Source organism: Actinokineospora iranica, assembly GCF_900101685.1.
GTDB classification, from domain to species: domain Bacteria; phylum Actinomycetota; class Actinomycetes; order Mycobacteriales; family Pseudonocardiaceae; genus Actinokineospora; species Actinokineospora iranica.
In genome coordinates this window covers 185,886-200,400 of record NZ_FMZZ01000003.1, presented here as the reverse complement: position 1 = coordinate 200,400, position 14,515 = coordinate 185,886, and the positions used below count along the sequence as shown (strand labels likewise).

Annotated in this window: 13 protein-coding genes; 5 read left to right on the top strand and 8 right to left on the bottom strand. The window is 71.4% G+C overall.

Annotated features, from left to right (window positions below; translation table 11 throughout):
* Nucleotides 1–24: 24 nt before the first annotated feature.
* Nucleotides 25–1,872, bottom strand: a complete 1,848-nt coding sequence (locus BLS56_RS08785) for an acetolactate synthase large subunit (protein WP_091449471.1) — start codon at nucleotides 1,870–1,872, stop codon at nucleotides 25–27.
* Between the two features lie 329 nt (nucleotides 1,873–2,201).
* Between BLS56_RS08785 and BLS56_RS08780 the strand changes: the two genes are divergently transcribed.
* Nucleotides 2,202–2,696, top strand: coding sequence for a PH domain-containing protein (locus BLS56_RS08780; protein WP_091449470.1), 495 nt, complete (start codon nucleotides 2,202–2,204; stop codon nucleotides 2,694–2,696).
* 86 nt (nucleotides 2,697–2,782) lie between these two features.
* On the top strand, nucleotides 2,783–4,627 hold the full coding sequence (ilvD, locus tag BLS56_RS08775; RefSeq protein WP_091449469.1) for a dihydroxy-acid dehydratase: 1,845 nt from the start codon (nucleotides 2,783–2,785) through the stop codon (nucleotides 4,625–4,627).
* Between the two features lie 65 nt (nucleotides 4,628–4,692).
* Here ilvD and BLS56_RS08770 read toward each other — a convergent pair whose 3' ends face one another.
* The gene (locus BLS56_RS08770; RefSeq protein WP_228771488.1) at nucleotides 4,693–5,370 is read right to left on the bottom strand and encodes a DoxX family protein; all 678 of its coding nucleotides are present in this window, start codon (nucleotides 5,368–5,370) and stop codon (nucleotides 4,693–4,695) included.
* Nucleotides 5,371–5,629: 259 nt separating this feature from the next.
* The gene (locus BLS56_RS08765; RefSeq protein ID WP_091449674.1) at nucleotides 5,630–6,565 is read right to left on the bottom strand and encodes a 2-hydroxyacid dehydrogenase; all 936 of its coding nucleotides are present in this window, start codon (nucleotides 6,563–6,565) and stop codon (nucleotides 5,630–5,632) included.
* A 20-nt stretch (nucleotides 6,566–6,585) separates the two neighbouring features.
* Here BLS56_RS08765 and BLS56_RS08760 point away from each other — a divergent pair, with 20 nt between their 5' ends.
* Both BLS56_RS08760 and BLS56_RS08755 read left to right on the top strand, forming a co-directional pair.
* Nucleotides 6,586–7,503, top strand: coding sequence for an alpha/beta fold hydrolase (locus BLS56_RS08760; RefSeq protein WP_139190572.1), 918 nt, complete (start codon nucleotides 6,586–6,588; stop codon nucleotides 7,501–7,503).
* A gap of 11 nt (nucleotides 7,504–7,514) precedes the next feature.
* On the top strand, nucleotides 7,515–8,681 hold the full coding sequence (locus tag BLS56_RS08755; protein WP_091449673.1) for a PQQ-dependent sugar dehydrogenase: 1,167 nt from the start codon (nucleotides 7,515–7,517) through the stop codon (nucleotides 8,679–8,681).
* Between the two features lie 193 nt (nucleotides 8,682–8,874).
* Here the strand turns inward: BLS56_RS08755 and BLS56_RS08750 are convergent, their stop codons facing one another.
* The 5 genes from BLS56_RS08750 to gatC all read right to left on the bottom strand — a co-directional run bounded on the left by BLS56_RS08750 (nucleotide 8,875) and on the right by gatC (nucleotide 12,983).
* Nucleotides 8,875–9,402: a chorismate mutase gene (locus BLS56_RS08750; protein WP_267463902.1), complete on the bottom strand. Its 528-nt coding sequence runs from the start codon at nucleotides 9,400–9,402 to the stop codon at nucleotides 8,875–8,877.
* Nucleotides 9,403–9,473: 71 nt separating this feature from the next.
* Nucleotides 9,474–10,979 (bottom strand): Asp-tRNA(Asn)/Glu-tRNA(Gln) amidotransferase subunit GatB, encoded by a 1,506-nt coding sequence (gene gatB / locus BLS56_RS08745; RefSeq protein WP_091449467.1) that lies wholly within the window; start codon nucleotides 10,977–10,979, stop codon nucleotides 9,474–9,476.
* On the bottom strand, nucleotides 10,976–11,170 hold the full coding sequence (locus BLS56_RS08740) for a hypothetical protein (protein ID WP_091449466.1): 195 nt from the start codon (nucleotides 11,168–11,170) through the stop codon (nucleotides 10,976–10,978). Before BLS56_RS08740 ends, gatB begins: the two co-directional genes overlap by 4 nt.
* On the bottom strand, nucleotides 11,170–12,687 hold the full coding sequence (gatA, locus tag BLS56_RS08735; RefSeq protein WP_091449465.1) for an Asp-tRNA(Asn)/Glu-tRNA(Gln) amidotransferase subunit GatA: 1,518 nt from the start codon (nucleotides 12,685–12,687) through the stop codon (nucleotides 11,170–11,172). The genes BLS56_RS08740 and gatA overlap by 1 nt, the downstream gene beginning before the upstream one ends.
* Nucleotides 12,684–12,983, bottom strand: a complete 300-nt coding sequence (gene gatC, locus BLS56_RS08730) for an Asp-tRNA(Asn)/Glu-tRNA(Gln) amidotransferase subunit GatC (RefSeq protein WP_091449464.1) — start codon at nucleotides 12,981–12,983, stop codon at nucleotides 12,684–12,686. Before gatC ends, gatA begins: the two co-directional genes overlap by 4 nt.
* Nucleotides 12,984–13,222: 239 nt before the next feature.
* Between gatC and BLS56_RS08725 the strand changes: the two genes are divergently transcribed.
* On the top strand, nucleotides 13,223–13,876 hold the full coding sequence (locus BLS56_RS08725; protein ID WP_091449671.1) for an ACT domain-containing protein: 654 nt from the start codon (nucleotides 13,223–13,225) through the stop codon (nucleotides 13,874–13,876).
* Nucleotides 13,877–14,515 lie beyond the last annotated feature (639 nt).

Genomic DNA, 14,515 nt, shown 5'->3' with positions numbered 1-14,515 from the left:
CTGCTCCCTCTGCTCCGCCGCCGGTCACTCTTCGTCGAACAGCGGGCGGATGCCGCGCGCGGCCATGATCTGGTCGTTCCCGGTGCCCGCGGCGACCATCGGCCACACCTGGGCGTCCTTGCCGACCACGAAGTCGATCACCACGGGGCGGTCGTTGATCTCCATCGCGCGGTGGATGACCGCGTCGACCTCTTCCCTGGTCTCGCAGCGCAGGCCCGCGCAGCCCAGCGCCTCGGCGAGCAGGGTGAAGTCGGGGATGCGGTGCTTGTGCGTGCCCAGGTCGGTCTGGGAGTAGCGCTCGGCGTAGAACAGGTTCTGCCACTGCCGGACCATGCCGAGGTTGCCGTTGTTGATGACCGCGACCTTGATCGGCGCGCCCTCGATGGCGCAGGTGGCCAGCTCCTGGTTGGTCATCTGGAAGCAGCCGTCGCCGTCGATGGCCCAGACCACGCTGTCGGGCTTGCCGAACTTGGCGCCCATCGCGGCCGGGACCGCGTAGCCCATGGTGCCCAGGCCGCCGGAGTTGAGCCAGCTCATCGGCTTCTCGTAGCGGATGTGCTGCGCGGCCCACATCTGGTGCTGGCCGACGCCCGCGGTGTAGATCGCGTCCGGCCCGGCGATCCGGCCGAGGCGCTCGATGACGTACTGCGGGGACAGCGTCCCGTCCTCGGGCCACTCGTAGCCCAGCGGGAACGTCTCGCGCCACGCGTTCAGCGTCGTCCACCACGGCGTGAGGTCTGCGGTGCCCGCGGCCCGCTCGGCGCGCACCGCGGCGATCAGCTCGACGATGATCTCCTTGCAGTCGCCGACGATCGGCACGTCCGCGCGGCGGTTCTTGGAGATCTCGGCGGGGTCGATGTCGGCGTGCACGATCGCGGCGTCCGGCGCGAAGCTGGAGAGCTGGCCGGTGACCCGGTCGTCGAACCGCGCGCCCAGGGCGACGAGCAGGTCGGCGCGCTGCATCGCGCCGACGGCGGGCACGGTGCCGTGCATCCCGGGCATACCCAGGTGCTGCTGGTGCGAGTCGGGGAACGCGCCGCGCGCCATCAGCGTGGTGACCACCGGGATGCCGGTCAGCTCGGCGAGCTCGAGCAGCTCGGGCGAGGCGTGCGCCTTGATGACGCCGCCGCCGACGTAGAGCACCGGGCGCTTCGCCGCGCAGATCAGCTTCGCGGCCTCGCGCACCTGCTTGCCGTGCGGGCGGGTGGTCGGGCGGTACCCGGGCAGCCGCAGCTCCGGCGGCCAGCTGAACGAGGTGGTCTCCTGCAGGACGTCCTTGGGGATGTCGACCAGGACCGGGCCGGGCCTGCCGGTCTTGGCCAGGTGGAACGCCTCCGCGATGGTGCGGGGAATGTCGATCGGGTCGGTGACCAGGAAGTTGTGCTTGGTGATCGGCAGCGTGATGCCGCAGATGTCGGCTTCCTGGAAGGCGTCGGTGCCGATCAGCGCCCGGGTCTGCTGTCCGGTGATGGCGACCAGCGGCACCGAGTCCATGTTGGCGTCGGCGATCGGGGTGACCAGGTTGGTCGCGCCCGGCCCCGATGTCGCCATGCACACCCCGACCTTGCCGGTGGCCTGGGCGTATCCGGTGGCCGCATGGCCCGCGCCCTGCTCGTGGCGGACCAGGACGTGCCGGAGCTTGGTGGAGTCCAGCAGCGGGTCGTAGGCGGGCAGGATGGTGCCGCCGGGGATTCCGAAGACGATCTCGACGCCTACCGCTTCGAGCGACCGGACGAGCGATTGCGCGCCCGTCACCCGGATGGGGGTGCCGGAGGGCGGCGCAGGCTTGGGGCGGGCAGGCTGCGCGGTGGCAGCCGCAGACGCCGTCCCAGGGGTCGCTGCGGCACTGGGCCGCGATGGTGCGCTGGTCATCGGTTCTGCCTCGTGGTCGATGTGGTGTTTCGCTGCTGGTCTGTGGCTACTGGACTGTCTGGCTACTGGGGTCTGGGCACGAAAAAACCCCCGTCGACCTCAAAGGTCGCACGAGGGTCGCGCGTTCGATGCGGGCGGCTTCCGTCAGCGTCGAACGCGCGTCGGAAGTACGAGAAGGGTCTGTGCGGGCACCCGGCAGACGCTAGTGCGTTCGGTGTAGAGCGTCAACTGTGCGGGATCGTGATCCCGGATACTGGTCAGACTTCCACTGGAACGGCCGTCCGCACCCCGGGCACAGGCGCGGCGGCGGGCGGGTGCACCATCTACGGGTGGCTGAGCAGCAGGTCCCGTCCCGACTCGTGTTCCGGACTCCGTCCGTCGCGGTGCTCGCCGCGTTCCTGTTCGCGATCGGCGCCACCCCGGTCGCCTTCGCCGCGCCCGGCCTGGTCGCGGTCTACCTGATCCCGCTCGCGTTCATGGTGTGGGTGCTGCGCGTGCGCACCACCGCCGACGCGGGCGGCCTGGTCGTGCGGCAGGTGCTCACCAGTCGCGCGCTGCCGTGGACGGCGCTCAAGGGCCTGCGGCTGACCAAGCGCGCGGGCGTGCGCGCGGTCCTCGACGACGGCGCCGAGGTGCCGCTGCCGTCGGTGCGCGTGCGGCACCTGCCCGCGCTCGCCCTGGTCAGCGGCGGCAGGCTGGACGACCCGACGGTGACGCGGGACGACGACCAGGCCGATGCCGACCCCGCGCGGACCGAACCCGCCGCCACCGCGCCGACCGCTCCCGAGCAAGAGCGTTCCGAGCCCGAGCGGCGAGCGGAGTAGCCTGGTAGGCACCGCTCCCGTCCGTCGGCGCCGACCCAGGCGCCGTGCCCGCCACCCACCGCAGACGAGATCGACTTGGAGGAGCCGTGCCAGCGCTGCGCTCCCGCACCACCACCCACGGCCGCAACGCCGCCGGGGCCCGTTCCCTGTGGCGGGCCACCGGCATGACCGACTCGGACTTCGGCAAGCCCATCGTGGCGATCGCCAACTCCTACACCCAGTTCGTGCCCGGCCACGTCCACCTGCGCGACCTCGGCGACATCGTGGCCGAGGGGGTCCGCGCGGCAGGCGGGGTGCCCCGGGAGTTCCACACGATCGCCGTTGACGACGGCATCGCGATGGGCCACAGCGGGATGCTCTACTCGCTGCCCTCGCGGGAGATCATCGCCGACGCCGTGGAGTACATGGTCAACGCCCACCAGGCCGACGCGCTGGTGTGCATCTCGAACTGCGACAAGATCACCCCGGGGATGCTCAACGCCGCGCTGCGGCTCAACGTGCCGGTCGTGTTCGTCTCCGGCGGGCCGATGGAGGCGGGCAAGGCGGTCGTCGTCGGCGATGTCGCGCACCCCTCCAGCGACCTGATCACCACGATCTCCGCGTCGGCCAACTCCTCGGTGGACGAGGCCGCGCTCAGCGAGGTCGAGCGGTCGGCCTGCCCGACCTGCGGCTCGTGCTCGGGCATGTTCACCGCGAACTCGATGAACTGCCTGACCGAGGCGCTGGGCCTCGCGCTGCCGGGCAACGGCTCCACGCTGGCCACCCACGCCGCCCGCCGCGACCTGTTCCAGCGCGCGGGCACGACCGTGGTCGAGCTGTGCAAGCGCTGGTACGGCGAGGACGACGAGACCGCGCTGCCGCGCACCATCGCCAACCGCAAGGCGTTCGAGAACGCCATGGCGCTGGACATGGCCATGGGCGGGTCGACCAACACGGTCCTGCACATCCTCGCCGCCGCGCAGGAAGGCGAGATCGACTTCACCCTCGCCGACATCGACGCGATCTCGCGCAAGGTGCCGTGCCTGTCGAAGGTGTCGCCGAACTCCGACTACCACATGGAGGACGTGCACCGGGCGGGCGGCATCCCGGCCATCCTGGGCGAGCTGTACCGGGGCGGGCTGCTCAACACCGACGTGCACTCGGTGCACAGCCCGTCGCTGGAGCAGTGGCTGTCGGAGTGGGACATCCGCGCCGAGAACCCGTCCCCCGAGGCGATCGAGCTGTTCCACGCCGCGCCCGGCGGGGTCCGCACCACCGAGGCGTTCTCCACGTCGAACCGCTGGTCCTCGCTGGACACCGACGCCGCGAACGGCTGCATCCACGACGTCGAGCACGCCTTCACCGCCGACGGCGGCCTGGCGGTCCTCTACGGCAACCTCGCCGAGCGCGGCGCCGTGATCAAGTCGGCGGGCATCGACGAGGACCTGTTCACCTTCCAGGGCCCCGCTCGGGTCGTGGAGAGCCAGGAGCAGGCCGTCTCGGTCATCCTGGGCAAGCAGATCCAGCCCGGCGACGTGCTGGTGGTCCGCTACGAGGGCCCCGCTGGCGGCCCCGGGATGCAGGAGATGCTGCACCCGACCGCGTTCCTCAAGGGATCGGGCCTGGGCAAGAAGTGCGCCCTGATCACCGACGGCCGCTTCTCCGGCGGCTCGTCGGGCCTGTCCATCGGCCACGTCTCCCCCGAGGCGGCGGGCGGCGGCACCATCGGTTTGGTCGTCGACGGCGACCAGATCCGCATCGACGTGCACAAGCGCACCCTGGAACTCCTGGTCGACCCGGATGTCCTGGCCGAGCGGCGAGCCAAGATGGAAGCCAGCGAACGCCCCTGGCAGCCCGTCGACCGGGTGCGCCCGGTGACCAACGCCCTGCGCGCCTACGCCCGCATGGCCACCGACGCCTCCACCGGCGCCGTCCGCGACCCCAACAAGTAACCCGAGAACTAGAGAAGAGGGGCGCGTCCACCACCGGACGCGCCCCTCTTCTTCAGTTTCGCCCACTACCGCAGAACGACAAGCGTCACCACACTGGCCCCCGCCGCCAACAGCAAAAACACGAACCCGTACGCGGGCGCCCGCCGAAACCACGGCGTGTTGCGGTCCAGCGAGATCTTCCCCGCCCCCGCGAACAACAACGCGAACGCCGCGGCGGAGTACAGCGCCTCAACCTCGACCGCCCCCGCGAACTGGTGCACGTTGATCTTGGTCCAGATGGCGTTCGCCATCACCCCGAGAACACCAGCCGCCGCGGCCGGAGTGAACAGCCCCAGCACAAGCAGCACCCCCGCCGCCAACTCGGTGAGCCCGGTGACCCAGGACAACACCGTCGCATGTTGAAACCCCAGCGACGTCAGATACTGCGCGAAGCCACCGATCCCCGGCCCCTGCATCATCCCGAACACCTTTTGCAGCCCATGCCCGGCGAACAACACCCCCACGGTCACCCGCAGCACCAACAACCCCAGGTCAGCCCCGAAATGCCAGGCGTGCGGCTCCCGCTCGACCACCTCCTCCCGGGGACCGTAGTCGTCGTCCGCCTCCATCGGCCCAGGCAGAACCGCCGTCGGATCCCCCGGATAAGCGTCCCCTCTAGGCGGCGTCACCGGCTGCGATGGCGCGTAGTACCCACTGTCCGCGTATCCGCCGGTCTGCCGAGGCCGGTCGTCGTCGCTGCTCACGCCGGCAGACTAAGCGATAGGTCAAGATCACGCCGGTCAGCTCACCCACCCCCTGCCCCACCTCCTGCCACCCCCACCCCCACGCCCGCCAGGTGCCCAGTGGAGCAGAGCAGGAAGCCCCCACCGATCAGGAAGTTCAACCACCCAATCGTTCAACAATTGAACTGTCCACCAAGCCACCAAGCCAACGGGACAGCGAACCCTCCTTCCTGCCAACCGCACCCACTCCACCCCATCGAGCAGACCCCCGGAACCAACCTCAGTAGTCCCCACGCACAAGATTCCCCGGCGCAAGCCCCGCAGCGAACTGCGCGATCTGCTCAACCACAACCCGGTAAGCCCGCCGATGGTGCCCCGTGCAACTCCCGGCGACATGCGGAGTGAGCACCACCCCCGGCACCGTCCACAGTGGATGCCCCACAGGCAGCGGCTCCGGCTCAGTGACGTCAAGAGCCGCACGCAACCGACCACTCCGCAACTCAGCGAGAAGCGCCTCGGTATCCACCACAGCACCACGCGCGGCATTCACCAGGACAGCACCATCCCGCATCCGGGCAAGAAACCCCGCGTCGACCAGCCCGCGAGTGGCAGGCGTCAACGGAACCATCAAAACGACCGCATCGTGCGACGGCAGCAGATCAGGCAACTCGTCAACCCCACGCACCCCTTCCCGCGCGCTGGTACCCACCAGGGTCGGCTGAGCGTCGAACGCCTCAAGCCTGCGACGCATCTGCTTCCCGAGATCACCCGCGCCGAGCACAAGGACCCGCTTGTCCTGGAGCGTGTCAGTGACATGCTGGTTCCACACCTTCGCCCGGCGAGCAGCGTCGAACTCGCTCAGCTCCCGGTAGATGTTCAGCAGCACGCCCATGACCCACTCAGCCGTGCTGCCACCGTGCGCCCCCCGCGACGTCGACAGCATGACGTGATCGGGCAGCTTCCCGATCCAGCTTTCCGCCCCCGTGGTGAGCAGTTGCACCAGCCGCAGCGCGGGCATCTTCCGGACGGCGTCGTCCATGTCCTCGGCCAGGAAGTCGGGGACGAGCACCTGCGCGTGGTCGGCCTCGGGTGGAAGGTCGGTGAGGGAGGCGTAGCGGACCGCGTGGATGCCCTCGACCTCGGAGAGCGCCGCGATGCCGTGTTCATCGGGAACCAGAACGGTGATTGTCACGCGAACACAGTAGGTCGCCGCCATCTGCGGCACACTGGCTTCCGATGCGCGAATACCAGGTCCGCGCCGCCGACGGCACCCGAATCGTGGGCTGGCAGACCGAGTCCGAGGGGCCGGTCGTGCTGCTCTGTGCTGGGCTGGGGACCTTCCCCGAGGCGTGGCCAGCGTTCCTGCTGCCGTCCTCCGGTGTGCGGGTGCTGAGCTGGTACCACCGGGGCACCATGGGCTCGGACCGGCCCGCGGACGAGAGCCGGATCACCCTGGCCGACCACGTGGCCGACGCGCTGGCGGTGCTGGACGACGCCGGTGTGCAGCGGTGCGTGGTGATGGGCTGGTCGACCGGGGTCATGGTCGCCGCGGAACTCACCCTGCGACACCCCGACCGGGTTTCCGGGCTGCTGCTGGCGGGCGGGGTCCCCGGCGACCTGTTCGGCGCGGTCCTGGGCGTGCTGCCGCTGCCCGCCCCGATCCGCAGGCGGCTCGTCGTCGGCGGCGCGCTGGCGGTCCGCGCGGCCGGGCCGCTTCTCGACCCGCTGCTGCGCCTGCTGCCGGTGAACCGGCTCACCGCGACCGCGCTCCAGCGCAGCGGGTTCATGCTTCCCGGCGCGGACCCCGGCGACGTCGCGCGCGCCGTCCGCCGCTTCCTCAGCCGCGACTGGCGCTGGTACCTGACGCTGGCGCTCGCCTTGGCCGAGGTCCCCGAACGCGACCTGGCGGGCATCGGCTGCCCGGTGACCGTCCTCGCCGCCCGCTACGACGCCGTGGCCGACCCGCGGCGGACGGCCCGGTCGGTGGCCTGCCTGCCGCAGGCGCGCGTGCGGGTGGTGCCGACCAGCCACTTCGTGCCGCTGGAGGCGCCGCGGGCGATAGCCGAGGAGCTGACGGCGCTGGTCGCGCGGGTCGCGGCGGTCGAACAGGCCCGCGGGGACCTGCTCACCGAAGATTCACGGCCGCGCGCCTAGCCTTGGGCACCATGTCAGGTTCGCCGCGCCGGTCCCGAGTGCTCGCCGCCGCGGTGGGCGCGCTCCTGGTGACGTCGTGCGCGTCGTTCGCGGAGCAGCCGCCCCCGGAGAGCTGGCAGCCCAAGGTCCCGCTGAGCCCGCAGGCCGCGCCGGAGCCGGACGCAGGTGGCGGCATCGGCGGTGGCGGCGGCGAGGACAAGCGGCCGCCCGCGTCGGAGATCCCGCCGCCGGACGGGTGCAGGGACTTCCACCCGGCCGTGCTGGGCACCTGCCTGGACACTCTCGTCGCGGTCGCCGCCCTGCCCGGCGACGGCTCGAACCCGACCGCCCTGGTCGGCGAACGCAAAACCGGCCGCATCCTGCTGGTCCGCAAGAACAGCGAGCCGACCGTGTTCGCCACCGTCCCGGTGGACGCGACGACCGACGGCGGCCTGACCGGGCTCGCGCTGTCCCCGAACTACGCGGAAGACCAACTGGTCTTCGCCTATGTCACCACCCCCACCGACAACCGCCTGATCCGCATCGCCCCCGGCGACACCCCGAAACCGGTCCTCGCAGGCATCCCCCGCGGCCCCAGCGGCAACCGGGGCGCCCTCACCCAGGACCGCCAGGGCGCCCTCCTCCTGGCCACCGGCGACGCGGGCATCCCCGCCGACCCGAACTCCCTCGCGGGCAAGGTGCTCCGCCTCGACACCGCAGGCCAACCCGCCGACGGCAACCCCAACCCAGGACACCCGATCCTCACCACCGGCCTCCACTCCCCCGGCGGCCTGTGCACCACCCTGGACGGCTCCCAGATCTGGGTGACCGACCGCACCCCCACCGCCGACCACGTCTACCGCGTCACCCCCGGCAGGCCCCTGGAGGCGCCCGCCTGGTCATGGCCGGACCGCCCCGGCGTCTCCGGCTGCGCGGCGACCACGCAGATGCTGTGGGTGGCCATGTCGACGGCCGGGCACCTGCAGAGCCTCCCCCAGGCCCCCGACGGCACCTTCACCGGAAAACCGCAGACCACCATGGCCGACGAGGGCTTCGGCAAAGTCGACGGCCTGGACCTGATGACCAACCAACTCGCCGTCGGCGGCACCGTCAACAAGCAATCAGGCACATCGGTCTCCAGCGACGACCGCGCCGTAGTGATCGTCGTCCAACCCAGCGGCGGCGGATCAGCGGACTGACCCCGCCCGCACCCGCCGCACGCCCCTCGCGCGCGCGTAGACGGCATACCCCCACCCTTCCCGGGGGGCTGCCCCGCTCCAGTCTATCGGGTATTGGGGCTGGTGGAAGGGGGTGCCGAAATCTGTGGATAACTCGGGACGGCGGACACGATCGGGGGACACTTTTGCGGGAGTTGTCCACAGAATCGCGGGGCTAGACGCAGATTGAGAGCAAGGCGCGGCCCAGGGCGAGCTCTTGCAGGTGGTCAAGCCGCCGGGCGCTTTCCACGACGCGGTAGCCGACTACCAGGGCGCGTAGGCAGGTGGGGCTGGCGCGGAGGGGCTCGGTGTCGCGGAGGTGGCGCAGGATCTGCTCGGTGATCCGGTCCAGCCGGGGACGCACCTCGGTTTCGAGGTCGGGCCGCTCGGCGGGCGCCTCGTCCGGGTGCGCGGTCCACCGGGCGTGCAGGGCGCGTTGGACCAGTTTGCTCGCCTCGATCTGGTCGCGGAACACGCGCACGGCCAGCGCCGGGTCAACGCCCAGCTCCGCCGCCCGGCGGGCAGCGGTGTCGAGGACGACCTGTTCTCTTGCCGGGTCGTCAATGGGCGCGGGGGTGCCGAACTTCGCCGCCGCGACCAGGTTCGCGATCTGCACTCGCTCAGCCGACACGTCGGCCAGGGCCAGGAACGTCACCCCGCCAGCGTGAGCCTGCCGCCCGCCCGTCAGCAACCCGCATAACACCAACGCGAACGCGATCCACCCGCGTGCCCCACCGGCCCGGCGAACGGGTGGGCGGGGCACGCGGGCACGGGTCACGCGCCGCAGCGTTCCAGCACGAGTTCGCGGACGCGCTTGGCGTCCGCCTGGCCCTTGGTGGCCTTCATGACCGCGCCGACGATCGCGCCCGCCGCGGCCACCTTCCCGTCGCGGATCTTGTCCGCCACGTCCGGCTGCGCGGCCAGTGCCTCGTCGACCGCGGCGTAGAGGGCCGAGTCGTCGGAGACGACCTTCAGGCCGCGCTGGTCGACCACCTGCTCCGGCTCGCCCTCGCCAGCCAGGACGCCGTCGACGACCTCCCGGGCGAGCTTGTTGGTGAGCGTGCCGTCGGCGACCAGGGCGATCACCTTGGCCACCTGGGCCGGGGTGATCGGCAGGTCGCCCAGCTCGACGCCCCGCGAGTTGGCCGACTGGCTCAGATACGACACCCACCACGACCGCGCCTCCGCTGGCGGGGCTCCGGCGTCGACGGTCGCCGCGACCAAGTCGATCGCGCCCGCGTTGACCAGGTCGCGCAACTCCAGGTCGGTCAGCGACCACTCGGCCTGGATGCGCTTGCGGCGCTGCGCGGGCATCTCCGGCAGCGTCTGGCTCAGCTCCGCCACCCACTCACGGGACGGGGCGATCGGCACCAGGTCGGGCTCGGGGAAGTACCGGTAGTCCTCCGAGGTCTCCTTGCGGCGCCCGGCCCGCGTCGTGCCGGTGGCCTCCTCGAAGTGCCGGGTCTCCTGCAGGATCGTCCCGCCACCGACGAGAATCCCCGCCTGCCGGGTCATCTCGTGCCGGACGGCGCGCTCGACGCTGCGCAGCGAGTTGACGTTCTTCGTCTCGGTGCGGGTGCCGAACTCCGCGGCGCCCTTGGGCATCAGCGAGACGTTCGCGTCGCACCGCAGCGAGCCCTGGTCCATCCGCACGTCGGACACGTCGAGCGCCTTGAGCAGATCGCGCAGGGTGGCCACGTACGCGCGGGCCACCTCCGGCGCGCGCGCCCCGGTGCCCTCGATGGTCTTGGTGACGATCTCGATCAGCGGCACACCCGCGCGGTTGTAGTCGAGCAGCGAGTGCTCCGCGCCGTGGATGCGCCCGGTCGCGCCGCCAACATGCAGCGACTTGCCGGTGTCCTCCTCCATGTGCGCGCGCTCGATCTCCACGCGCACGATCTCGCCGTCGTCCAGGGTGACGTCGAGCCAGCCGTTGAACGCGATCGGCTCGTCGTACTGCGAGGTCTGGAAGTTCTTCGGCATGTCCGGGTAGAAGTAGTTCTTCCGCGCGAACCGGCACCACTGCGCGATCTCGCAGTTCAGCGCGAGGCCGATGCGGATCGCCGACTCGACCGCGGCGCCGTTGACCACCGGCAGCGAACCCGGCAGGCCAAGGCAGGTCGGGCAGACCTGGGTGTTGGGCTCCGCGCCGAACCCGGTCGGGCAGCCGCAGAACATCTTGGTGTTCGTGGAGAGCTCGACGTGCACTTCGAGCCCGAGGACCGGGTCGAACCGGTCCAGGACCTCGTCGTAGTCCATCAGCTCGGCGGTGACGGTCACTTGCCCCCCCGGAACGCGCGCGCGGCGATCAGCAGGCCGGTGACCGCGACGAGGATGCTGCCGAGCGCGTTCACCAGCGCCAGCTTGTCGTTGTCCTGCCGGGCGGTGCGCAGCCCGTTGGCCGCGCTGCTGGCGGCCGCGACCGAGCTGACGATCCCGAAGGCGCCCTTGAACTTCTTCGTGTCTGCCATCAGTGTGCGACCTCCAGCTCGGGAACGCGGGTGATGAGCGGACCGCCCTGCGCGGCGTCGCGGGCGGTCTCGTAGGCGGCGGCCACCCGGTATCCGCGGTGGTCCTGCAGCGCCGGGGACATGATCTGCAACCCGACCGGCAGACCGTCGCAGGCGGACAGTCCACACGGGATGCTGAGGGCGGCGTTGCCCGCCATGCTCGACGGGATGGTGCACAGGTCGGCCCGGTACATCGCGATCGGGTCGTCGGTGCGCTCGCCGATGCCGAACGCCGTGGTGGGCGTTGTCGGCGAGACCAGCACGTCGACCTGGCCGAACGCGGCGTCGAAGTCGCGCTTGATCAGCGTGCGCACCTTCTGCGCGGAGCCGTAGTAGGCGTCGTAGTAGCCCGAGGACAGCGCGTACGTGCCGAGCATGATGCGCCGCTTGACCTCGGCCCCGAAGCCCGCCTCGCGGGTCAGCGACATGACCTCCTCTGCGCTGCGGGTGGCGTCGTCGCCCACCCGCAGGCCGTAGCGCATCGCGTCGAACCGGGCGAGGTTGGACGAGCACTCGCTCGGCGCGATCAGGTAGTACGCGGGCAGCGCGAGGTCGAAGCTCGGGCAGGAGACCTCGACGATCTCCGCGCCCAGTTCGCGCAGCTGCGCGACGGCGGCCTCGAACGCGGCCAGCACACCCGGCTGGTAGCCCTCGCCCGCCAGCTCGGTGACCACGCCGACGCGCAGGCCCTTGAGGTCGGCGTTGGCGCCCTCCCGCGCGGCGGCCACCACTGGCGGCACGGGCGCGTCGATGGAGGTCGAGTCGAGCGGGTCGTGGCCCGCGATCACCTCGTGCAGCAGGGCCGCGTCGAGCACCGTGCGCGCGCACGGGCCCGCCTGGTCCAGCGAGGACGAGAACGCGACCAGGCCGTAGCGCGACACCGTGCCGTAGGTCGGCTTCACGCCGACGGTGCCGGTGACCGAGCCCGGCTGGCGGATCGAGCCGCCGGTGTCGGTGCCGATCGCCAGCGGCGCCTCGAACGCGGCCAGCGCGGCGGCAGAACCGCCACCGGAGCCACCCGGGATGCGGTCGAGGTCCCACGGGTTGCGGGTCGGGCCGTATGCGGAGTTCTCGGTGGACGAGCCCATGGCGAACTCGTCCATGTTCGTCTTGCCGAGGATGACCAGGCCCGCCTCGAGCAGCCGCAGCGTCACCGTCGCGTCGTACGGCGGCTCCCAGCCCTCGAGCATCTTCGACCCGCACGTGGTCGGCGCGCCCCGCATCGTGAGCACGTCCTTGAGCGCGAGCGGCACCCCGGCCAGCGGGGACGCCGCGGGCCGACCGGCGGCCACATCCTCGTCGACGGCCTTGGCCGCCTGCAGCGCGCGGTCGCCGTCGATGTGCAGGAACGCGTGCACCGCGGGCTCGACCGCGTCGATGCGGTCCAGGTGCGCCCGGGCGACCTCGACCGCGGACACCTCCTTGGCCTGGATCTTCGCCGCGATCTCCGCTGCGGTCAGGCGGATGAGGTCGGTCATGCTTCCTCCCCGAGGATCCTCGGCACGCGGAACCGGCCGTCCTCGGCGGCGGGCGCCGCGGCGAGGGCCTGCTGCTGGGTCAGCCCGGGGCGGACGAGGTCGCGACGGAAGACGTTGGTCAGCGGCACCGCGTGCGAGGTCGGCGGAATGTCCTGGTCGGCGACCTGGCCGACTTGGGCGACGGCCTGCACGATGTGGTCGAGCTGGTCTGCGAACAGGTCCAACTCCGCTTCGGTGACGGACAACCTGGCCAGTCGGGCGAGGTGGGCAACCTCGTCGCGGGAGATGCTGGGCACTCGACGAACCCCCGGGGTTCTCTGCGATGGGACCCACGGAGTCTATTTCGCGCGCGATCGAAACCCCGAACGGGTTGTTCCTAGCGCCCGGCGGGTGTAAACCGGTGCGCGATCCCGCGATTGCGATCCGGCGGACGCCTGCCACAACCCGTGACCTGGTCTGCGACAATCAGCGGTCGGCGTAGGGTGCGGACGACAAGGTTCCGCGCACCGAGTAGGTAGTGCGGGAGGCGTTCGCCTTGTCGTTCCTGATCCGGGTCCAGCTCCCGGACAGCCCAGGCACCCTGGGTGCGGTCGCGACCGCGCTGGGGGCCATCGGGGCCGACATCCTCAGCGTTGACGTGGTCGAACGCGTCGGCGGAGTCGCGATCGACGACCTGGTGGTCGAACTGCCCAGCGGCAGGCTCCCCGACGTCCTCATCACCGCCGCCGAGTCCATCGAGGGCGTCGAAGTGGACGCGGTGCGCCCCTACGCGGGCGTCCTGGACACCCACCGCGAACTCGAACTGGTGGAGGAGGTCGCGGCCGAGCCCAAAACCGGCCTGGTCACCTTCACCGAGGGCGTCCCCAAGATCATCCGCGCGGGCTGGGCCATGGTCGTCGGCGCGGGCGGCGAAGGCTCCCACCGCCTCGCGGCGAGCACCGCGGCGCCGGACATGCGGACCCTGGACCTGCCCTGGATGCCCCTGGCCCGCGCCACGGTGCTCGACGGCGAAGAACCCTGGGTCCCCGCCACCTGGCGCGAACTGGGCACCGAACTGGCCGCCACCCCCCTGGGCAAACCAGACCGCGTCCTGCTCGTGGCCCGCCCCGGCGGCCCCATGTTCCGCGCCGCAGAAGTGGCGCGGCTCGCGCACCTGGCCGGGATCGTCGCGGTCGTCCTCCCGGACTGACCCACCGCTGACCCACTGCTGACCCACTGCCCGCGTGCCCCCAGGCGCCCCTCAACCCACCACGCCGCAGGGGCGGCCTGGATTCACGCTCCGCACCATGCCCAATTACCCGCCACGAACAGGGCAAACGCTGCCGGCACACGGGTCTTCCGCGCGTGAACGACCGTTCCCATCCCGAACGACCGTTCTCACCCGGCCGCGGTCGAGCGCTTACCCACCGATCAGTGACGGTCCCCGTCGAAGCGGCGCGGCACGCGCCGATCCACGCGCCGATCGAGGCTGTGGCTCGCCCGCGCCAGCCGACAGCCCAGCCCCAGCCCCAGCCCCAGCCCCAGCCCCAGCCCCAGCCCCAGCCCACGGTGCCACTCCCGCGCACCACCTGACAGCGCCCACTCAGCGGCCCAGTGGACCCGACGGCACCAGTCGACAGCGCTACCGCGCAACACCGCCCAACGGTATGCCCAACGGCACCGTAGTTAGATCGCCACTTGGGCTGTGTCGCTCGGACAGTCCACCGCAGGCGGGATTCGCACGGGTCCGCCAGTAGCTGGTCGCATGACCGCCGCGCCTGCCCTCGCTTCCGGCACACCCGCACCCGCCTGCGCACAGGCACGGCCCCACCTACCTCGGCACCGGCAC